Consider the following 23,043-nt stretch of genomic DNA (forward strand, 5'->3'; position numbering starts at 1 on the left):
ACAACAATGAAGTTTACATGAATCTATAATTGATTTTTTAAAGTTATAATTTCTTCCTTTAATGTGCAATCGTCAATGACTTCTGCGACAGTAATTCTGTATTGCTGGGGAAGTTTGTTTTTCTTCTGAAGTATCGCCAAATAGCTATCATCGTTAGATCGATACACACTTTTAAATATAGGCGTTTTATCACCTAGTTTAGAAGTAATTTCTCTGAAAAGATCTTCATGATGCACCATGTCGGTACTAGCAAGGTGATAAATACCATCCAGTTTCTTGCTTATTATGTAGTGCACTTGTTGCGCAATTTTGTCGGCAGTCGTAAGGCTTATCGTAAGATTAGGAAAAACTTCAAAACTAGCCTTGTGTTTTATCGACTGTCGAAGCTGGGCAATTCTAGGTGACTGAACTCCTAGTACAATTGGCAATCTTAGAATTGTTGTCTGCGCAGGAATTTGTTCTGAGAGCATTCGTTCTACAGCAATTTTAAACTTTCCATAGCGACTTTCTGCCAAGGGTTTATCACTTTCATAGGATGGAAGATCAAATTTGCCATCAAATACATTCGCCGATGATAGAAACAACAATTTGCAAAAATGGTGTTCCTGCACGTATTTTGCAAGAACACTATGTGCTTTTAACTGTTCTTTAAAATCCCCTCTAAGTGCTGAAATAACAACACTGGGTTTTACTTTTTCTAGAATAGAAGCGAGTTCATCTTCTTCTACGCAATACCTAAAGTACGCATGATTTGATGCGTATTCTGCCACATTACTACAATAAGTGCCATAGGTATCGAAGTACGACTGTAACTCTTTATATAGACTCTTGCCAATAAAGCCACTGGCACCAAGGATTAAGATTCTATTTTTTGAAGGTTGCTTCATTTGGGGGAGTGCTTCAGCTTAAGTTATATTAAAAAATAGATTTTCCTGTTTTGGTGGTAAATTGTTCAAGTGCCTGCATTCCCAAATAAGAGTTTCCTTTCGGATTTAAACCGGGAGACCAGGTCACTATCACAAACTCGTTTGGCAGAAGAGCCACGATTCCACCACCAACGCCACTCTTACCCGGTAATCCAACTTCAAAGGCAAATTCTCCCGCTTCATCATAAAAACCGCAGGTGAGCATAATTGCATTAATTCTTTTTACCTGAGTTAGGCTGAGATGGGCTACATCCCGCATACAGTTACCTCGATTGGCAAACAGATAAAAGGCATTGGAGAGTTGTTTACATGTCATTTCCAAGGCACATTGATGAAAGTAGAAATCAAGAACTGTTTCCACATCGTTTTTTAAGTTTCCGAAGGACTTCAATAAATTTGCTGTGGCATAGTTTACAAAGCCTGTATTTTTTTCTGAAAGCGCTACTTTTTCATTAAATGCAATGGTTTGATCATTTGTAATATCGCGTACAAATTGCAAGAATTCATTTTTTGGATCTTTTAATTCTGAAACCAATATATCTGCAATCACAATAGCTCCTGCGTTGATCAACGGGTTGCGCGGGATGCCTTCTTCCAACTCAAGTAAAGACAAATGATTAAAAGGATCGCCTGAAGGTTCTACATCCATACGTTTCCATACATCAGTTCCAATTAGTTGTAACGCTTTTGAAAGTGTAAGGACCTTGGAGATACTCTGAACAGAAAAGGGAATATTATAATCCCCAATATGCTGATCTTCACCTTTAAGGTTGTTTAAATAGATTCCGAAGTGTGCTTTATTAACATTCGCCAATTCCGGTATATAAGAAGCTACTTTTCCGGTGTCTTCTATGTTTTTGACATATGTATGAATTTCTTCTAAGCTCACCCGATAGTCCTGCATATTAGCCTTTGTAAAATGGAAGTTTCACTACAGTCGCAGGTACGGCATTCTTCCGAATCTGAATGTATATTTTCGAGCCCGGATCTCTAAATACCGGCGGTACGTATCCTAATCCGATGCCTATCCCTAAAGAAGGAGACATGGTTCCACTAGTTACAATACCAATTTTGTTACCGTTGCCATCAACAATATCATAGTCCTGGCGAGGGATTCCTCTTTCATCCAATTCGAATGCGATGAGTCTTCTTTCAGGACCGTGTTCTTTTTCTTTTTTGAGTGCTTCAGAATTAACGAAATCTTTGGTGAATTTTGTAATCCATCCCAAACCTGCTTCAAAAGGAGAAGTGGTGTCTGTGATATCATTTCCGTAGAGACAATACCCCATTTCAAGACGCAACGTATCTCTGGCAGCCAATCCAATCGGCTTAATTCCAAAATCGGCTCCAGCTTCCATCACCTTTTTCCAAACCTGTTCCACTTCGCTGTTTTTACAGTAGATTTCGAATCCGCCGCTGCCGGTATAACCCGTCGCACTTATAATTACATGTTCAATTCCGGCGAAGTCACTCACCTTAAACGTATAAAATTTAATTGCCGAAAGATCTTCCGAAGTAAGTGATTGCATAGCTTCAATTGCCTTAGGCCCTTGAATTGCCAATAAAGAATAACCTTCCGAAAGATTTTTCATATTGGCGCCCATGCTATTATGACTTTCAATCCAATTCCAGTCTTTCTCAATATTGGAAGCATTTACCACCAAAAGCCATTGATCTTCTTTTAATCTGTAAACAATAAGATCATCTACAATTCCGCCTGTATCGTTAGGAAGACAGCTATACTGCGCCTGTCCATCGACTAATTTGGAAGCGTCATTAGAAGTAACTTTTTGAATAAGCGCAAGGGCGTTTGGGCCTTCAATAATAAATTCACCCATATGAGAGACATCAAACACGCCAACACCTTTTCGAACGGTTTCATGTTCAGCATTAACGCCTTCATAAGAAACAGGCATATTGTAGCCCGCAAACGGTACTAATTTAGCTCCTAATTGCTCGTGTATATGTGTGAGTGCAGTGTTTTTCATACTATTGAATTTGAAATTTTTAAGGATTGCAAATGTATAAATTAAGCATTAGCTATCCATCATATAGGTCTTGAATTCCTGATAATTTTTTATTAAAATTGATTCTTTTTTCTTCTGAATTAATTCTGAAATACTTTCCGGTAGCGTTACTTCCGAAGCTATTGCCTTTTCAACAACATCCAAAAACTTAATTGGATGAGCAGTCTCAAGGAATACACCTTGAACGCTCTTATTCTTTTTCAAATATTCTACTAAGCCTAAATAACCAACAGCTCCATGCGGATCGGCTATATACTTATACGAATCATATAAGGTTTTTATTGCATTTCGCGTTACAGTATCATTAAAAGAGTAGGAGGTAAGAAGCTTGGAAAGCGAATCGAAATCATTATCGAACAATTCTCTAATGCGAACAAAATTACTAGGATCTCCAACATCCATGGCGTTCGATATTGTTGCTATCGAAGGTTTTGGAAGGTATTCACCATTTTCCATATATCGAGGCACCACATCATTTTGATTCACAGAAGCAATAAATTGATGTACGGGCATTCCTAATTTATAAGCCATCATACCGGCACAGATATTTCCGAAATTACCACTAGGAACAGAAAATACTAATGGTTTTGAAATTTCTTCGAGCTGCTTCAATGCAAATATAAAATAAAACGACTGCGGCAACCATCTTGCAACATTGATCGAATTGGCAGAAGTTAGTTGTCGTCTCGAAGTAATTTCGTCATCTAAGAACGCGGTTTTCACCATCGCCTGACAATCATCGAATGTGCCATTTACTTCCAGGGCAGTGATGTTTTGACCAAGCGTTGTAAGTTGTTTTTCTTGTATGTCACTTACTTTCCCACTTGGGTATAGAATAACTACTTTCACGCCTTCAACACCTAAGAAACCATTTGCTACGGCACCTCCGGTATCACCACTAGTTGCTACCAAAACCGTTACATCCTGTGGCTTACTTGAAGTTTCAGCAAAATATCCAAGACATCTTGCCATAAATCTAGCTCCAACATCTTTAAAAGCCATAGTGGGACCGTGGAATAATTCCAGTGTCGAAATGTTTTCTGTAATGTTTACAAGTGGAAAATCGAACGAAAGAGTTTCTTGAACAATCTGCTGAAGTGAAGTAGGATCGATCTCATCTCCCACGAACTGTGAAATTGTACGATAGGCAATCTCCTCATTCGAGTAGTCTTTGATGTTCTTAAAAAAAACAGGCTCTAATGGCGCAATGTTTTCAGGGAAGTACAGGCCTTTATCCGGCGCTATACCTCTAATGACTGCTTCTTTAAATGAAGCTTTAGGTGCATTATGTTGTAAACTGTAGTATTTCATTCGTTTAAAATTTTACTGCCTGTTTTGCTTAACTTAGACACTATGGTGTCGATTTTATTATCAGATTTACAGTATAAGTCGATCAATGCAGCTTCAATTGAGGTTGCAGTTTTTTCACCTTTGCTTAATGCAAACATAGAGGGTCCTGAGCCACCAATTCCAAATCCGAGTGCTTTCGCTTCTAACGCGACTTTTTTAGCATTATCAAATAAAGGAATCAACGGTTTTCGATGTGGTTCTATTAAGACATCTATGAGACTACGTTTAATAAGTTCGTAATTAGATGTGTAAAGCCCAGAAATGAGTCCTGCCAAATTTCCACTTTGTTTTATTGCATCTTGTAAAGGCACCATTTTAGGTAAGGCTGCTCTAGAGTCCTTAGTGTTAATTTCTATATGTGGATGGATGATGGTAACAAATAAATCGTCCGGAACTGGTAAAGAAACGACTTCAAAAGGATCATAGCCCGGAATAAGTGTAAAGCCACCAAATATTGCGGGTGCTACATTATCTGCGTGTTCATTTCCACTTGCGATTGCTTCACCTTTCATACCAAAATAAGCGAGTTGTTGTAATGATAGAGGTTTGTCCAAAAACTGGTTGATGCCAAATACAATTGCAGCCGCACTTGCAGCGCTTCCGCCGATTCCACTACCAATAGGAATTCCTTTCTTAATTTCGATTTCGAATCCGAAATCCGCATTCAGAAATTCCAGCATCGCCATTCCGGCAACGCCGGCAACGTTTTTGGAAGCTTCCATAGGAAGATCGGCTCCTGTTATTTTGGTGATAGATATACCTTTTTGCGGCACTTTCCGAAGAAAAATTTCATCACCAATGCCTTCCAGAGCAAAACCTAGAACATCAAATCCACAATTTACATTAGCGACTGTAGCAGGCGAAAAAACTCGTATACATTCCATATTAATAGGTTCTCATTCTAATAATGTCTGAAAATAATCCCGATGCGGTAACATCACCACCTGCACCGGCGCCCTTTATAATTAAGGGTTGTTCGTTATATCGATTAGTATAAAACAGTACAATATTATCTTTCCCCTCCAGATTAAAAAACGGATGATTAGGCAGAATTTCTTCCAACCCAACTTTGAGTTTTCCATCGTGTAACTGAGCAACATATTTTAACTGAGCCCCATTTGCATTAGCATTTGAAACTAATTTTTGAAAATGTGCGTCGTCTTCAATAAGTGTTTCATAAAAATGATCAACCGAACTACTTTTTAGATTTTTAATCGTCAAGAAAGGTTCATTTATCACATCGTTTAAATCGAGTTGTATCCCACTTTCACGAGCCAGAATAAGGATTTTACGTGCCACATCCACACCGCTCAGATCTATTCGTGGATCAGGTTCTGTATAACCTTCGGCCTGTGCTTGTTTTACGACGTCGTGGAAACTATCACCTTCCTTAAAATTGTTGAAGACGAAATTCAAACTTCCGGATAAAACCGCTTTGATAGAGATAATTTCGTCTCCTGAAGCCATTAGATTATTCAAGGTGTCGATAATTGGTAATCCCGCACCTACGTTGGTTTCGAAGAAGAATGGTGCGTTGTATTGGTTCGATAAACTTTTAAGAGCTTCGTATTGTTTGTATTCAGAAGAACAGGCAATCTTGTTGCATGCCACCACAGCGATACTACTTTTTAGAAGTTCCGAATAGCTTTTTGCAACCGATTCATTTGCCGTGACATCTACAAAAACACTATTCCGTTTGTTAAGATCGATTATTCTTTGATGGAATCCTTCGATGCTGGTTTTCTCTCCGTCAGCCAGATGCTCCTTCCAGTGTTTAAGCGAAATCCCATCCGAATCGAAATACATGGTACGCGAGTTGGTGATTCCAATTACTCGAAGGTTAAGGTTTAATTTCTCTTTTAAATAGTGCTTTTGTTGTGCGATTTGCTCAAGTAAGCGAGCCCCTACATTCCCTACACCGGCAATGTATAGATTAATTTGTTTGCGTTGGTCTTCAAAAAACCGCTCGTGAAGCACGTTCAATGCTTTTTTGACATCTTTCTTTGCAATTACCGCCGAGATGTTCTTTTCACTCGCTCCTTGGGCGATTGCTCGAATATTGATATTGTTCTTCCCGAGTTTGCTAAACATCTTTCCGCTAATTCCCTGGTGGTTTTTCATCTTATCGCCTACCAAAGCAATGATAGAGAGATCTGTTTCAACAAGTAAGGGATTCATTTTACCCAACTCAATTTCATTACCAAATTCCCGATCAACCGCCAGTCTGGCGATTTCGGCTTCATCATTTATAATTCCAATACAAATACTGTGTTCACTGGAAGCCTGTGTTATAAGAATTACATTTATTAGTTGTTGAGAAAGAGTTTCGAATAAACGCTTCGAAATCCCAGGAATACCTACGATTCCAGTGCCTTCCAATGTAAGCAGTGCTATATTTTCAATATTACTTAATCCTTTTACGGAGTTGCCATTTGTCGAAGCTTCTGATGTGATAAGTGTTCCCACATCTTCTGGTGCGAAGGTGTTTTTAATAGCTATAGGAATGTTTTTTTTCATCACCGGCACTATAGTTGGCGGATAGAGAACCTTTGCGCCAAAATGCGAGAGCTCCATAGCTTCCTGATAAGAAATACTTTGAATAGGTCGGGCTTGTTTCACCATATTTGGATTGGCGGTGAACATTCCACTAACGTCTGTCCAAATTTCTAATTGAGAGACCTCCAAAGCCGCAGCAATAATTGCCGCAGAAAAATCGGAACCTCCTCGTCCGAGTGTTGTTGTTTCACCTGTTTCATTGGTGGCTACAAAACCTGGAACAATAGTAATTTGTTCTGTTTTAGTAGAAAAATAATCTACTATTTTTGAATTCGTAATTAAGTAGTTTACAGCACCTTTAAGACCTCCTTTTAAAGTAACGATTAAATCAATTGCGTTTTTGCGTTCGACTTTTAGTTTCTTTACTTTAAGTGCTTCGGAAATGATGGTAGAAGAACATAATTCACCAAATGAAGCAAGCCTGTCTGTGGTACGTGGAGAAAGTTCATTAATATAATAAACACCCTTTAGTAAATCCTCTAGCTGATTGAGATATGCATGCAATTCCTTTAGCTTCGTCTCAGGAATATTAAGCTGTGAAGCCACATCAATATGTCGCATTTTGATGGTGTCGAAAATCCGGATAAAATTCGAGTCTTTTGAAGCGGCCAATGATCCAGCTTGCAATAGTTGATCGGTAATGCCTCCGAAGGCTGAAACTACAATGATGACCTCCTCTTTTTTAGAAGTGTCTTCAATGATCGACATAACTTTTTTTATATTTTCAAGTGTACCTACAGATGTACCGCCAAATTTTAAAACCTTCATTTTGTGTAAATTAAAAATGATTTAATAAAGTAACCGATTTTCTTCTTTCAGAAAAAGAAAAGTAAATAGAGTGATATGTTTATAGAATTACCCCAAAGGGGTTGAGAATGTTGTGAAATAAGAAATGCCTCCAAGTTTTGAGGAGATAGAGTAAGAGGCGATATCTAAGATGCGACTTTTCATACGAGTGTACTGTAAATGTATTATTTTTACAGAAAACAGCAACATTTTTTAAATTATAATATGAAAATATTTAGTTCAGAGCAATTATACGAAGCCGATAAAATAACTACAGAGAAGCAGGAGATTGCTTCAATTGAATTAATGGAACGGGCAGCCACGCAGATTTTTAGCTGGTTACATGAACGAATGCAAGGTGCGCAAGTACCTATTCATATTTTTTGTGGGATTGGAAACAATGGTGGTGACGGATTGGCAGTGGGTCGCTTATTGATTGAAAGTGGGTATAATGTAACGATGTACGTTGTGAATTGTAGCGACAAGCGCTCTAAGAATTTTTTAATAAATTACGATAGGGTAAAAAATGTCACGAAATCATGGCCTTTATTAATGACTTCGGAAGAAGATTTTCCTGATATTGCGGATGAGGATATTATTATCGACGCTATCTTCGGAATTGGCTTGAATCGATGCCCGGGGGGTTGGGTTAAAAAACTTATACAGTATTTAAACGGCAAGAAAGCTTTTAAACTAGCTATCGATATCCCAAGTGGATTGTATGCCAACGAACCAATGGATGATGTTGAAGCTGTTTTAAAAGCGAATCATACACTTACTTTCCAATCGCCTAAAATGGCATTCTTCTTACCTGAAACTGGGGTGTTTGTGCCTTATTTTGAAGTTTTAAATATAGGTTTGGATGAGGAGTTTATACTTTCACAAGAGCCACTTGCACAGCTAATCGAAAAACCTGAAGCACAACGATTTTATAAACAACGACAGAAATACGATCATAAAGGTACTTATGGCCATGCATTGATCGTCGCCGGAAGTTACGGGAAAATAGGGGCAGCGTTTTTGTCGGCTAAAAGCGTATTAAGGGCAGGAGCGGGGTTGGTAAGTTGTTTTATCCCTGAATGCGGGTATGCAATCATTCAAAGTAGCCTTCCTGAAGCCATGGTGATTACCGACAAAGAAGATGATCTTATTACCGATATAAAAATAAATTTCACACCTTCAGCCATTGGTATTGGTATGGGGATTGGAACGAATAAGGAAACAGTTGCCGCTTTGGAGAAGCTTCTGAAAGAGACAAAATCACCGCTCGTGATAGATGCAGATGGTTTAAATTGTCTGGCAGAGAATAAATCCTTGTTGAAACTCCTTCCGAAGAACACTGTACTAACACCTCATTTAGGAGAATTGGAGCGGCTTGTCGGAAAATGGAAGAATGATTACGACCGCATTAAAAAAACGAAAAGTTTCGCTAAAAAATATGGGGCTGTAATGGTGGTAAAGGGTGCGAACACCATGACAGTATTTGAAGATAAAATTTATATAAACACCACTGGAAACCCGGGAATGGCTACCGCCGGAAGTGGTGATGTGTTAACTGGATTAATTACAGGACTTTTGTCACAAGGTTACGATCCTTTATTGGCATCGGTATTTGCTGTGTATCTTCATGGAAGTGCCGGCAATATTGCTTCACAGGAAATTAGTTTTGAAGCTGTAATGGCAAGTGATATTGTAGATAGAATTGGACTCGCATTTATTGAATTATTTGCTCAAGATCCGATGCCACTATCTGAACCGAAGGAATAAGCGCTTCCGAAGAACATTTTATTCGAATATCTAATGGCTAAGGAAGTCTTAGTAACCGTATAGTCTTAACGCAAGTGTTTCGTCTATCACGAACGGATTAACTTTTTCAGATTGGTATGTAGCAATAAGATAGGTTCTTTCCAGTTCCAATGCATCTATAGGATCCTCTTGATGCCATTCGAGTAATGTTCGCCGCTGTAACTCAAAAAAGGCATCATCCTCAGTCATGGCCTCATCCCGATACATGGTAAAAAAATAGAAGACTGCACGTGCTACATTTCCTTTAAAATTATCCTGTGGTTCGAACGCTTCTTTAGCCTTCTTCGCATATTTACTAAGGTCTCCAACCGGCTTAGATTGAAATCTGTCAACATCGTTATACCAGCTCAAGCAGTCATTATCAGAAATATTCGCAAAAGGATGTTTATATCTGGCAACATTAACCCCTAGTCTCACCGGAAATAGATGGTGCATATCACTTTTTGCATTTCCATCTTTAGCTCCTTTACTTTTGGGATAGGAGTGTTCTGCAATTATGCTTTTGAGCGGATTTAATTTTAATAATTTGGAAATCGGATCCTCTTCAGATTTAAGAACCGGTAATTTGTAATTTGAATAAACACAGCGTATAGTATCATTCTCATTATAAATTTCTGTGAATAAAACTTCTCGTGCGGTTTCATAATCCAATACTTCTGAAGGCTTGTATTTAGCGACTAAGCCTTCAATTGGTATTTCTTGATGGTTAAATAAGTCCTTACTCGAATTTTGATGTGCATCGTAGCTTTCATTAGTGTCTTGACAAGCTCCCTTATAAAAACCAAAGAGCAGTAAAACGACTGAAACCAGTATATGATTATAAAAGTTAGCTTTTCTCAAATGTTGTGTTTTTTCTAGAAGACTTTAAGCAACTCATCCAATTTTGAGCGGCCTTCTAGTTTTTTCTTCTTCAAACTGCGTTCCATTTCGACAGATACCTGATTTAAAATTTCGTATAATTGATTAATAGTATACTCCAATTGTTCTTTCCGACTCTTAAGAAAGCTTCTGTCATCCATTGCATATCGATCACGTAACTCGGCAAAGTCTTTTACTTCCTGTTGATGTAATTCTAATAAGTCGGAAAACTTCAAACTATTTTTAGCATCCCCAACAATGTTTTTATCTTCTAAATTTTTTAAGATCTTTTTATATGAAGCCACTAATTCCGGCACATCCTTGATGAAAATTCCATTATTGGTATCCATCATATAACTTCTGAATTCGGCATTAGAAGATCCAATGTAGATATCATCATCAAATAGAATCACTTTCGAATGCAAAGAAAAGGATCCAGTTCCTTTAACGCCATTTTCCAGTAAAAAATTGTTAGCTACGATCGAATCCAGGACTGCCTTGTTGTATTCAAAATACTCAAATTTATCTGAATCGAAATTTTTGTTTTTTTGAAACAACTCATGCATTTGACGTCTTCCAATAAAATTAACCGGCGTGAGATCTGTTGTTGTTATAGAGTTGGTGTAAATTTTTAGTTTCACATTCTTGCAAATTTTCTCATTCATCAACATGTTCATTTGATGTACAACGCTTTCAGTTGGCGCAAAATAACCTTGGTGAATGATCACTTCGACTGGCTCTTGAGTCTTTTCACTTTTTTCGCAGGCGGCTATAAACGCATCTTCCCAAACCTTATGAATCATTTTGCCATGTTCTATTTCTTCGCCATGAGCAGCGCCAAAGTGCCTTTGTCTTGGTAAATTTCTTCCTTTAGTACTAAGGTCGTACGGTACATTTTCAACATAGTAAATATTCTGAGACTTCATTGGGATTACATTTGTAGTATGTAAACCATTTTCGATCGTTGTATTTTGAACAAAACCATTATTTGCATCAAATAATTCGTTGAGTTGAGTCCAGCTTTTCTTATTGATGGTTTTTGCTAAATAATCGTTTTCATATTTATGTAAATAGGATGTAAATTTTTCGCCCCATTCCGCTTGCTTTATTTGCACTAATTCTGAATAGCCTTGATCCAGTAAATTATAGAATACTTGCCCAGAACACCCAAGGCGTTGAATTTGGTCCTCAATTTTCGAGCATTCAGTTTCTGCTATGGTATTTGCTTGATTAATCATATATAGAAATCCGATAGGAGCGTGTTTTTCTATTTCTGAAGTGGTTGCAACCATCTCTGTAAAACCCCATAAATCTTCGAATGTCTTCTTAAAAAGAGTACCCCCTTTTGGTTCCAGATCCAAATAAACATCGGTATCCATAAAAATGTATTTCTTTTCCAGCTCGTTAGGTCGCATATGATAGGCGTTTGCACAGTTTCTCCCACCTACTTGCGCTGTCTTTGTATCGGCGAGAATAAATTTATGATGGGTATAATCTGTTATATATGCAATTTCCGGGTTGGTCATTAAGGCCGTTTCATCGGCATCTTTAAGTGAAAATGGCAGCAAGGTTTCTAGCCCATTTAAAAATGGTTTGAGTTCTTTTCCGAAGAATAAACCAGCGATGGAAAGCTGGATTTTAGCCTGAATTTTTTCCGAAGTGCTCCCTGTTTTTGCATCCCAATACAACTTCATTACTTTCATAAGAGTCTGTTTTTGGGCTTCATCTATTTTAGGAGTACCACCGGGACTAGACATCATTGTTTGAAGGTCTCTACCATACCCGAGTTGCGTTCCGAACAAAATACCATTAGGGTCTTTTGCATAAAACCCTGCTAAGAATATTTTTGCCTCGATACTCATTACCTCTTCTGCTTGAGGTAAGCTTAAACCGTCATACTTCTTCAAATAGTTAAGTTTTTCTTCAGTACAATCCAATCCATTACTTTCAGCACCTTGTTTGGCATTAGCACACCCTAAAGTCATAAACTCTGCGAATTTTATAACAGAAATCGCCGGACGATTGTAAAAGCGAATTTCTATTTGCTGAATACCATGCGGTTGCTGACTTTCTAACCATCTAAAAAAGTCTAAGTTCTTGTAATTCCATTGATAATCGGTTAACAGTTTTACTCTGAAATCTTTATCCTCCTTTATTTTTTGAAGAATCTCATTGGTCATATATGCGGTTGATTCGTCTAGATCGAAGATGTAATAAATAAGCCGAAGCTCTTTGTCAGCATTGCGAATGATATCGATTTTTGAAGCGAATGCTTGATCATTATCTTTTAGAATAAATGCATTTTTAACTTGAAATTCATTTACTTGAAGATAATCAGGAATTACAGTATTTAGAGTAGGACCAACAATCCTCTGACTACAACCGGACAGAACCATTATTGTTAAGAACAGTGACAGCTTTTTATAGAAATTAACTTTAATGTTTAGTAACAGAAAGCAAAAAAACTTGTTCTCTTTGGCCGCTCTGGTTAACTTGTTTGGCATAACTTGGTTATAGTTTGGTTAGTCCTAATAAAGTTACATTAAATTATATCTATTTTACTAAAATTATTAGAAATGGTTTCTGAAATAGCAAGCTTCAGAAAAAATGAATTAACTCTTTCCTTAACCATTTGATCGAAAACAAAAAAGCTTCCGAAGTGGGAAGCTTTTTTGTAATAAATTATATAAAGAGTTTATTTTAATGCATCAAAATAATACAATTTGAAAGTAAAGCCTTCATTATAAAAGTCCGCTTGAGTTCTATAGAAAAGCATTGAACATCTCTCTTAGTGCCGGGTCTGAAGGTCTGGGTGCGCTGGCATCTACGATATTTCCACTAGGATCGACCAAGATAAAACGTGGAATTCCGTTTATTTTATAATCTGTGATAAATTTAGACTTCCAACCTTCAGGTGCAAAGATTTGAATACCTCCAAGGCTTTTGTCTTTTACCATGGCTTTCCAGTTTTCATTTGCTAATTCCCATGATCCTTTGTGGCTTCGGTCATCGTCAATTGACATGCTTACAAAGGCAATGTTTTTTCCGTGATAATCTTTTTCAAGTTTTTTTAGGGAAGGAATTTCGGCTTTACATGGACCGCACCAAGTTGCCCATACGTCTATATAAGCGAATTTTCCTTTCAGATCGGACATTGAAGTTTTAGAACCATTTATATTCTCATAACCTTCAAAAGTAGGCGAGGGGGCTCCTTTTGGCAGATCTTTTTTAATTGCAAGAATACTTGCGTAATATCCCTTCGTCCCTTCAATCATCGGATCTACGCCCCTTAAACTTTGATTTATCACCAACGTATCTAAATTTTTCGATCCGTTTATAAATTCTGTTATTTCAGTTTTGATAGACGACATGCTTGTGTTTAATTCTTTTTCAGTCATACTATCAAAGTTCTTATCCATTTGCTTCTCTTCAAAAAGAGATTTTTCTGCTAAGAAATTACTGTTTTCAGATCCTATTCCAGTGTATTTCGCTGTCTCATCGAACATTTCAGTATCTAGAGTCATATAGATATCATATCCGTTTTGGAGATAAATATTTGTCGATTCTCTTCCATCATAGAAATTATAAATGCCTGGTGTCACTTTAAGTGTGTCTTTAAAGCTTCCGTCTTCTTTTAAAGCTATGGATTTAGAGAAGTCTCGTGTTCTTATGGTGATGGAATCACCGTATTTATTGGTAATCTTACCTGAAAAAGTAACAAAGTCTTTAGGCTCTTCTTTACACGCTATTATTGAAATAGCAGCTAATAATAAAAGTAGTTTTTTCATGATCAAGTTTAGTTAAGACTACAAAAATACAAGATAATCACTAGGTTGATAAAAATTAGTAAAACCTTAACTAGAATTTGGTACTTTTGCGAAAACAACCCTTCGCATGCAGGAATTACATTACATAAGCGCTGACATACTCGATTTGCCTACAATTTTTGATATAATTGAGATGGATAAAAAGCTGGAACTTTCAGAAGAAGCTTTGTTGAATGTTAAGAAGTCTAGGGAGTATTTGGCTGCAAAAATTAAAGATAATGAAACACCGATATACGGTATAAACACTGGATTTGGCTCGCTTTGTGATGTCAAAATATCTTCGGAAAACCTTTCCAAATTGCAGGAAAACTTAGTGATGTCGCATGCTTGTGGAACTGGAGAATATGTACCTAAAACTATAATAAAATTGATGCTTTTGCTGAAAATTCAGTCTTTGAGTTATGGCTATAGTGGCGTACAGATTGAGACAATTCAGCGACTCATCGATTTTTACAATAATGATGTACTTCCTGTGATTTACACACAAGGTAGTTTAGGAGCATCAGGAGATTTAGCTCCATTAGCTCATTTATCGCTTCCGTTAATTGGGAAGGGTAAAGTTTATGATGGTGATGATATTGTGTCTTCAGAAAAAATTCTTAAAAAACACAACTGGGAACCGATTACTTTGATGGCAAAAGAAGGACTGGCATTGCTTAATGGGACTCAATTTATGAGTGCTTATGGAGTTTATTGTTTGTTGAAAAGCTTCAAGTTATCTTATTTGGCAGATTTAATTGGATCAGTTTCCATAGATGCATTTAATTGTAATATGAGTCCGTTTAATTCCTTGGTACATCTGGTGCGACCACATAGAGGTCAGGTAAAAACGGCCGAACAGGTATTAGAGTTTTTAACAGATAGTGAAATAGGAGCTTCCGAAAAAGTGAATGTCCAGGATCCTTATTCTTTTAGATGTATTCCTCAGGTTCATGGTGCCACCAAAGATACTCTTGCTTTTGTGAGACGAACTTTAAAAACGGAAATGAACTCGGTTACTGATAATCCAAATATCTTTATTAAGGAGGATCTCATAATTTCGGGTGGAAACTTTCACGGACAGCCGTTGGCTCTGTCACTTGATTATTTAAGTATTGCTATGGCCGAGCTTGGTAGTATTTCAGAAAGACGAACTTATCAATTGGTTTCCGGGCTTCGAAATCTTCCGGCCTTTCTTGTCAATAATCCAGGTCTTAATAGTGGATTTATGATTCCTCAGTATACTGCTGCCGGAATTGTAAGTCAGAACAAACAATTGGCAACGCCTGCTTCTGTGGATTCGATAGTATCTTCGAACGGGCAGGAGGATCATGTGAGTATGGGTGCCAATGCAGCGACAAAATGTTTACGGATTGTGGATAATATTGAAACAATTCTAGCTATCGAGCTAATGAACTCTTCACAGGCACTTGCATTTAGAGCTCCTCTAAAGTCGTCTCCTTTTGTTGAATCCTTTATATCATCTTTTAGAGAAGTGTCTCCATTTGTTACAGAAGACAGAATATTGGCAAATGATATTCATGCATCTATTGAGTTTCTTCAATCGCTCAATATTGATAAGGAATTATTGTTTAATTAAGCAACAGTAGTGTCTTTGATGATATGTTTTGCCCAATAAATTGCTTCATCCAATGTTTCAAATTGTTGAAATGGTTTTTTTAGAAAAATTTTTTCAACCTCCACATTAGACATGTTTATCGCTTCTTTTGTCACCACAGCAAAAGCAACTAAATTTTTGATTTTTGACGTTTCGATGTATATTTTTGGATCGACCGAATAAGAATTTACTCTATTAGTAATATAGGCAAAAGGCTTATTTTTAAAGTATTTATTAGCAACATTGATAAGTTCATTATTGTATTCCGGAATCACAATGATTCCCTCTTTCATTGTAGTCACAATATAAAAATCAAAAATTTCGACTTTACCAAATTCAAATTGTAAAACTGTTGTCATCGTGGGGGTTAGTTAGATGGTTCAAATATATTCGCTTGTTATACAGTAAGTTATTACTATTTTCTTTTACATCGTAATCATTTCTCTATTTTTGTGATTATATTATCCTTTTTAACTTAAATTATTATAAAATAATATTTTTTTCAATGTATAAATTTTTCCCATTCATATTAGCTTTAGTATCTACTTCTCTCTTTTCGCAGGCATACAAACCCTTACTGGATAATGTAAATGAATGGCAGTTTACTACCTGTAATTTTGGGTGTCTTACCGATAAGTATTTTACAGATGGTGATACAATTGTCGATGGCAATACTTTTAAAATTCTTGACGGATTTCATTATATATCGCGAACGTTTTTGTTGCGAGAACAGGTCCCGGAAAGAAAAGTCTTTATGACATTTGCTTCTTCTTCTGGAAATACAGAGTACTTATTGTACGATTTCTCAATGGAAGTAGGGGATTCAATCGATATGAAAAACCCAATTAGTCCTTTTATAACTGATGCCGGTTATTATGAAGTCGATTCTATAATACCTAGACCTTTAGTGGATGGAAACGACTACCGACATTTCTATTTGTCTCCAACACTTTCGAACACAATTAGCACAGACAATGCTGTATGGGTAGAAGGAGTTGGCTCCATGTCATTAATCAATGCTCCTGGAGGATTTCCAGATATTAATGAAGTAGGTAATTTGAGTTGCTTTTTTAAAGATGGGGAGTTGTTTTACTCTAATCTGGATTCGATTAGCGGATGTGTTTCTATCCTCGATCTAACCGAAATTGGTGCTCCATTGCGTGACCTTATAGTGTCAACCTCTCTTTCAGAAGGGATAGGTTTAATGTCGAATGCTTCGGAAGTTAAATATGTAGATATTTTTGATCTAAGTGGTAGGAGGGTGCAATCGATTAGTAATAGCGCTAGTCCAACTCTTGTCTTAGATTTTTCTAATCTTCAGGCGGGTGTTTATTTGTTGGTTGCATATAACAATCGCTTTCAAAAGCGCAGCTTTAAAGTTGTGGTAGATTGATTTAACTTACTAATTAGCGCAGTTTACACATTTTACAACCTGTGGCATAAGTAGAAGTCTTCCTAAAGGAATTGGCTGTTTGCAATTTCGACAAATTCCGAAGTCGGTATCATCAATTTTTGATAGTGCTACTTTTAAATTGTTGAGTTTTAATTCTGCTTTTCTAAAGGCAACGTCATTAATACTTTTATTGTTAATAGCGTCCATTCTAGAAACCCTGCCAATTGCATTTTCGGGTGAAATGGGTTTAGTAAGTTCTCGGTATTCTATTACTTTTTGTTCGGTAATTATTATTTCTTCCTTGATTCTTGATTCGATTACGCTTTTATCCATCATCATATTAAATGTTCAAACAATAACTTTTTCTGAAAAGTTCTAAACACCTAATGTACAATATTTTTAAAGGTTTTAAATTTCTATTTCTTAGATTCTACCAATATCTTTCACTTCGGAAAGCACTTGATTCCCTTCAAATAATCGTATAAAAAAAGAGCATCCTGTATAAAAGGATGCTCTTGTAAACTATTCCGAAGAAACTATTAAGATTCAGTCGGTTTTTTCTGCTTTTTGATCTTAATGGTAAGCTCATTGGTCTTTTCATCAAGATCCATCGTGATAGCATCACCTTCCTGAAGGTTCGAATTTATAATCTCTTCAGCCAAAGCATCTTCAATATATTTTTGAATAGCTCGTTTTAAAGGTCTTGCACCATAGTCCTTATCGAAACCTTTATCGGCTATGAAATCCTTAGCTTTATCAGTTAATTTTAAGGTATACCCCAGATCTTTAATTCTCATAAACAATTGATCCAGTTCAATATCGATAATCTTGTGAATATCTGCTCTATCTAAAGTATTAAAGACCATCACGTCATCAACACGATTCAGAAATTCCGGAGCGAATGCTTTTTTCAATGCATTCTCGATGATACTTTTAGAATTCGCATCTGCCTGACTTTCCTTTGCAGAAGTTCCGAAACCAACACCTTGTCCAAAATCCTTTAATTTTCTTGCTCCAATATTTGAAGTCATGATAATAATCGTATTTCTAAAATCGATAGTACGTCCAAGGCTATCGGTAAGATGACCATCATCTAATACTTGAAGCAGCATATTAAATACATCTGGATGCGCCTTTTCAATTTCATCTAATAATACAACCGCGTATGGCTTTCTTCTTATCTTTTCGGTAAGTTGACCACCTTCTTCATATCCTACATATCCCGGAGGAGCTCCCACCAATCTGGAAATAGCAAATTTCTCCATGTATTCACTCATATCGATACGCACTAATGCAGTGTCCGAATCGAACAATTCACGCGCTAATACCTTCGCTAACTGTGTTTTACCAACACCCGTTTGCCCTAAGAAAATAAATGATCCGATAGGTTTATTTGGATCTTTCAATCCAGCTCTGTTACGCTGAATGGCTTTCACCACTTTAGCTACAGCTTCATCTTGCCCAATTACTTTTCCTTTAATTCTATCCGGCAACTTTGCAAGTTTGTTGCTTTCAGTCTGTGCAATTTTATTCACAGGAACACCAGTCATCATTGAGACCACTTCGGCCACATTGTCTTCTGTCACCTCTTCTCTATGCAATTTAGATTCGGTTTCCCAGGCTTCTTGAGCCGTAGCAAGTTCCTTTTCTAAATTCTTCTCATCATCTCTTAGCTTGGCAGCCTCTTCGTATTTCTGTTTTTTAACAACCGAATTCTTCAATTCACGAACCTCTTCCAGTTTAGATTCTATTGTTAAAATCTTTTCCGGCACATTGATGTTCGTTATATGAACCCGTGATCCTGCTTCATCTAAAGCATCAATAGCCTTGTCCGGTAAAAATCGTTCAGTCATATATCGGTTCGTCAACTTTACACAAGCAACAAGAGCCGCATCAGTATAAGTCACGTTGTGATGTGATTCGTATTTATCTTTTATATTCTGAAGAATCTCTATGGTTTCCTCAACAGTTGTAGGTTCTACTAGTACTTTCTGAAAACGACGCTCTAAAGCACCGTCTTTTTCTATATATTGACGATATTCGTCCAAGGTAGTGGCACCAATACATTGAATTTCTCCTCTTGCCAGAGCTGGTTTAAACATATTTGAAGCATCCAGAGAGCCTGTAGCTCCACCGGCACCAACTATAGTGTGAATTTCATCTATGAAAAGGATGATGTCTTCATTCTTTTCAAGTTCGTTCATTACTGCTTTCATACGTTCCTCGAACTGACCACGATATTTTGTACCTGCGACCAAACTTGCAAGATCAAGAGTTACTACTCTTTTATCATATAATATACGTGAAACTTTACGTTGAATAATTCGTAACGCTAGTCCTTCAGCAATTGCCGATTTTCCTACTCCAGGTTCTCCGATGAGCAACGGATTGTTCTTTTTTCTTCGGCTTAGGATTTGTGAAACTCTTTGTATTTCACTTTCACGACCCACTACGGGATCGAGTTTTCCTTCTTCAGCCATTACGGTAAGATCTCTTCCAAAATTATCCAAAACCGGAGTCTTGGATTTTTTATTGGTTTTAGTTCCACCACTTGTGAATAGGTTTTCCTTCTCGTTTTCTTCAGACGCTGCGTCATCTTCATTCGAAAATGATTCGGACGTAGGGCTGTCTATATAATCTTCGTCGTTTGCAATCATTAGTTTAAATTGGTCTTTAACTCCATCATAATCTACCTTCATTTTGTTTAATAGTTTTGTGGTAGGGTCGTTTTCATTCCGAAGAATACATAATAACAAATGAGCAGTATTAATAGAAGAGCTTTGAAATAACTTTGCCTCAAGAAAAGTTGTCTTCAGCGCTCGTTCTGCCTGTCTTGTTAAATGTAAATTCTTTTTGTCGTTACCACCAATACCACCGCTCGGATTGGCAGGACTCAATATTTCCACCTTACGGCGCAAATGGTTTAGGTCCACATCCAATGCATTTAATATAGTAACTGCTTTGCCATTTCCATCTCTCAATAAGCCTAACATTAAATGCTCAGTACCAATAAAGTCGTGGCCTAAGCGCAGAGCTTCCTCCTTACTATAAGCAATTACATCTTTTACTCTAGGTGAAAAATTATCATCCATACACGTTCTTCCTATGCCTCTAAAATTAATAAAATTACCTACATAAAGGCAAAAACTATTCCTTTATTAATACAATAGTAGTAAAAGGACAAAAAAACTTACGTATTTCAAAGGATAACTGTTGATAGTTATTAACGGTTTTCACGGCGATATTTGTTAATAAATTCGTGAATAATGCATATCTAAAAACCTTCCTAAACCTTCAAAATAGTGTATCTTGCCTCATTAGTTTTATAACCTATAATTAAAGAAAATATTTTATGGCTGAAGGAGAAAAAGTAATCCCTATCAACATCGAAGATGAAATGAAATCGGCTTATATCGATTATTCGATGTCGGTCATTGTGTCACGTGCTTTGCCAGATGTTAGAGATGGTATGAAGCCTGTGCACAGACGTGTTCTTTTCGGTATGCATGAACTTGGAATTAGAGCCACAGGAGCACATAAAAAATCTGCCAGAATTGTGGGAGAGGTACTAGGAAAGTATCACCCGCATGGAGATACTTCAGTTTATGATGCGATGGTGCGTATGGCGCAGGAATGGAGTTTACGATATATGTTGGTCGATGGACAAGGTAACTTTGGTTCGATTGATGGTGATAGTCCGGCAGCAATGCGTTATACGGAAGCCCGTATGCAGAAGATTTCCGAAGATATGCTTGCAGATATTGATAAGGAGACTGTAGATCATCAACTAAATTTCGATGATACGCTACAAGAGCCTACAGTTTTGCCTACAAGAGTTCCCGGTCTATTAATAAACGGAGCATCAGGAATTGCAGTTGGGATGGCTACAAATATGCCACCGCATAACCTAACGGAAGTTATTAATGGAACGATCGCCTATATCGAAAATAACGATATCGAGATTGATGAATTAATGCAACACATAAAAGCACCCGATTTTCCAACTGGAGGGGTTATTTATGGTTATGAAGGGGTTAAGGATGCATTTCATACAGGAAGAGGACGCGTGGTTATGCGTGCTAAAGCAACTTTTGAAGAAGTTCAAGGAAGAGAATGTATAATCGTTACAGAGATTCCTTATCAGGTGAATAAGGCAGACATGATTAAAAAAACTGCCGATCTTGTAAACGATAAAAAGATTGAAGGAATCTCGAACATTCGCGACGAGAGTGATAGAAATGGAATGCGAATTGTATACATCCTTAAAAGAGATGCAATTCCTAATATAGTATTGAACATGCTGTTTAAATACACAGCGCTTCAATCGAGTTTTAGTGTTAATAATATTGCGTTGGTAAAAGGCCGACCTCAGATGTTAAATCTGAAACAGCTCATCCACTATTTTGTTGAACACCGTCACGAAGTAGTAGTAAGACGGACAGAATATTTACTTCGGAAGGCAAAGGAACGCGCACATATATTAGAAGGTTTAATAATTGCGTCAGATAATATTGACGAAGTTATCCGCTTAATTAGAGGGTCAGCCAATGCAGATGAAGCGAGAGAAGCATTAATAAAAGCGTTCGATCTTTCAGAAATACAGGCGAAGGCGATAGTTGAAATGCGATTACGTCAATTAACCGGTCTGGAACAAGACAAACTTCGTACAGAGTATGAAGAATTGATGAAGACTATCGAAGATTATGAAGATATTCTTGCGAGAGAAGATCGCCGAATGGCCATTATAAAAGAAGAGCTTGAGGAAATAAGAAGCAAATATGGTGATGAGCGTCGTTCTGTGATTGAATATGCAGGGGGTGATGTGAGTATTACAGATCTTATTGCAGATGAACAGGTGGTACTAACAATTTCTCATGCTGGATACATAAAAAGAACTTCATTAACAGAATATAAAACTCAAAATAGAGGAGGAGTTGGGCAAAAAGCTACAGCTACACGAAATGAAGATTTCTTAGAACATCTGTTTATTGGTACAAATCACCAGTATATGTTGTTCTTCACTCAAAAAGGAAAGTGTTTCTGGATGCGTGTATTTGAAATTCCTGAAGGCAGTAAAACTTCCAAGGGACGGGCTATTCAGAATTTAATAAACATCGAACCGGATGACAAGGTAAAAGCATTTATCTGTACTCAGGATCTTAAGGATGAAGAATACATCAATAAGCATTATGTGATTATGGCTACCAAAAATGGGCAGGTTAAAAAGACGCCTTTAGAGCAGTATTCGCGACCAAGAACCAATGGTATTAATGCAATCACTATTAAAGACAATGACGAATTGCTTGAAGCTAAGTTGACTACAGGTGACAGTCAGGTGATGTTAGCGCTTCGTTCTGGTAAAGCCATTCGATTCGAAGAAGGTAAAACACGACCTATGGGAAGAAATGCTTCAGGAGTTCGTGGAATTACTTTAGCCGACAAAAATGATGAAGTAATAGGGATGATTGCCGTAGACGATAAAGAGTCTAATATTCTGGTGGTATCAGAAAATGGCTATGGAAAGCGCTCTAACATAGATGACTATCGTATTACCAATCGTGGTGGTAAAGGTGTAAAAACTATTAATGTTACCGAAAAAACAGGTAAATTAGTAGCGATAAAGAATGTTACGGATGAGGATGACTTGATGATCATCAATAAATCCGGAATTGCAATTAGAATGGCTGTAGCAGATCTACGAGTTATGGGACGTGCAACTCAAGGAGTACGACTTATTAAAGTGAGAGGAGATGATTCTATTGCTGCAGTTGCCAAGGTAATGCCAGATGATGAGGAATTGGAAGTATTAGAAGGCGAATCGGAAGATGGTACTACTATTGATAATTCGGATGATGGCACTAATATTGATAATGATGAGACACAAACTGAAACTGAAGAATAAATTAAACTCACAAAA

At 37.1% G+C, this 23,043-nt stretch carries 16 protein-coding genes; 4 read left to right on the plus strand and 12 right to left on the minus strand.

The genetic code is table 11. The annotated features are described in order from the left end of the window. Positions 1 to 23: 23 nt before the first annotated feature. From BXY75_RS05230 to thrA, 6 genes are read right to left on the minus strand one after another with little or no spacing between them, the layout of a single operon-like run. The gene (locus BXY75_RS05230) at positions 24 to 887 is read right to left on the minus strand and encodes a sugar nucleotide-binding protein (protein WP_121906674.1); all 864 of its coding nucleotides are present in this window, start codon (positions 885 to 887) and stop codon (positions 24 to 26) included. Between the two features lie 28 nt (positions 888 to 915). Continuing rightward, positions 916 to 1,830: a glutaminase gene (locus BXY75_RS05235; protein ID WP_121906675.1), complete on the minus strand. Its 915-nt coding sequence runs from the start codon at positions 1,828 to 1,830 to the stop codon at positions 916 to 918. 1 nt (position 1,831) lies between these two features. After that, positions 1,832 to 2,914 carry a glycine cleavage system aminomethyltransferase GcvT gene (gene gcvT, locus BXY75_RS05240; protein WP_121906676.1) on the minus strand — a complete coding sequence of 361 codons (1,083 nt, stop codon included), beginning with the start codon at positions 2,912 to 2,914 and terminating at the stop codon, positions 1,832 to 1,834. A 48-nt stretch (positions 2,915 to 2,962) separates the two neighbouring features. Continuing rightward, positions 2,963 to 4,264, minus strand: coding sequence for a threonine synthase (gene thrC, locus BXY75_RS05245; RefSeq protein WP_121906677.1), 1,302 nt, complete (start codon positions 4,262 to 4,264; stop codon positions 2,963 to 2,965). Further along, positions 4,261 to 5,187, minus strand: coding sequence for a homoserine kinase (locus BXY75_RS05250; protein ID WP_211331809.1), 927 nt, complete (start codon positions 5,185 to 5,187; stop codon positions 4,261 to 4,263). The genes thrC and BXY75_RS05250 overlap by 4 nt, the downstream gene beginning before the upstream one ends. Position 5,188: 1 nt before the next feature. Then, complete coding sequence (gene thrA / locus BXY75_RS05255; RefSeq protein WP_121906679.1) at positions 5,189 to 7,627, minus strand: bifunctional aspartate kinase/homoserine dehydrogenase I; 2,439 nt, start codon at positions 7,625 to 7,627, stop codon at positions 5,189 to 5,191. Positions 7,628 to 7,870: 243 nt separating this feature from the next. Between thrA and BXY75_RS05260 the strand changes: the two genes are divergently transcribed. Beyond that, positions 7,871 to 9,412 (plus strand): NAD(P)H-hydrate dehydratase, encoded by a 1,542-nt coding sequence (locus BXY75_RS05260; protein ID WP_121907356.1) that lies wholly within the window; start codon positions 7,871 to 7,873, stop codon positions 9,410 to 9,412. 48 nt (positions 9,413 to 9,460) lie between these two features. Here BXY75_RS05260 and BXY75_RS05265 read toward each other — a convergent pair whose 3' ends face one another. From BXY75_RS05265 to BXY75_RS05275, 3 genes are all read right to left on the minus strand, one after another. Further along, positions 9,461 to 10,291, minus strand: a complete 831-nt coding sequence (locus BXY75_RS05265) for an endonuclease (protein WP_121906680.1) — start codon at positions 10,289 to 10,291, stop codon at positions 9,461 to 9,463. A gap of 14 nt (positions 10,292 to 10,305) precedes the next feature. Continuing rightward, a complete protein-coding gene (locus tag BXY75_RS05270; protein ID WP_121906681.1) occupies positions 10,306 to 12,813 on the minus strand; it encodes a phospholipase D-like domain-containing protein in 2,508 nt (835 codons plus the stop codon). A 258-nt stretch (positions 12,814 to 13,071) separates the two neighbouring features. Continuing rightward, positions 13,072 to 14,097 (minus strand): TlpA family protein disulfide reductase, encoded by a 1,026-nt coding sequence (locus BXY75_RS05275; RefSeq protein WP_121906682.1) that lies wholly within the window; start codon positions 14,095 to 14,097, stop codon positions 13,072 to 13,074. 106 nt (positions 14,098 to 14,203) lie between these two features. On the opposite strand from BXY75_RS05275, the gene hutH reads away from it, so the two are divergent. Then, positions 14,204 to 15,715, plus strand: coding sequence for a histidine ammonia-lyase (gene hutH, locus BXY75_RS05280; RefSeq protein WP_121906683.1), 1,512 nt, complete (start codon positions 14,204 to 14,206; stop codon positions 15,713 to 15,715). Here the strand turns inward: hutH and BXY75_RS17105 are convergent. Continuing rightward, complete coding sequence (locus BXY75_RS17105) at positions 15,712 to 16,092, minus strand: hypothetical protein (RefSeq protein WP_170152852.1); 381 nt, start codon at positions 16,090 to 16,092, stop codon at positions 15,712 to 15,714. The genes hutH and BXY75_RS17105 overlap by 4 nt on opposite strands. Positions 16,093 to 16,238: 146 nt before the next feature. On the opposite strand from BXY75_RS17105, the gene BXY75_RS05290 reads away from it, so the two are divergent. Then, positions 16,239 to 17,126, plus strand: a complete 888-nt coding sequence (locus tag BXY75_RS05290) for a T9SS type A sorting domain-containing protein (RefSeq protein WP_121906684.1) — start codon at positions 16,239 to 16,241, stop codon at positions 17,124 to 17,126. A gap of 9 nt (positions 17,127 to 17,135) precedes the next feature. Here BXY75_RS05290 and BXY75_RS05295 read toward each other — a convergent pair whose 3' ends face one another. Beyond that, the gene (locus tag BXY75_RS05295) at positions 17,136 to 17,465 is read right to left on the minus strand and encodes a TraR/DksA family transcriptional regulator (protein ID WP_245962919.1); all 330 of its coding nucleotides are present in this window, start codon (positions 17,463 to 17,465) and stop codon (positions 17,136 to 17,138) included. Between the two features lie 200 nt (positions 17,466 to 17,665). Continuing rightward, entirely contained in the window at positions 17,666 to 20,218 is a 2,553-nt protein-coding gene (locus BXY75_RS05300; protein WP_121906685.1) for an ATP-dependent Clp protease ATP-binding subunit, read from the minus strand. Positions 20,219 to 20,478: 260 nt separating this feature from the next. Between BXY75_RS05300 and gyrA the strand changes: the two genes are divergently transcribed. Next, positions 20,479 to 23,028 (plus strand): DNA gyrase subunit A, encoded by a 2,550-nt coding sequence (gene gyrA / locus BXY75_RS05305; protein WP_121906686.1) that lies wholly within the window; start codon positions 20,479 to 20,481, stop codon positions 23,026 to 23,028. Positions 23,029 to 23,043: the final 15 nt, after the last annotated feature.

Source organism: Ulvibacter antarcticus, from assembly GCF_003688405.1.
In the GTDB taxonomy this organism is placed as follows: domain Bacteria; phylum Bacteroidota; class Bacteroidia; order Flavobacteriales; family Flavobacteriaceae; genus Ulvibacter; species Ulvibacter antarcticus.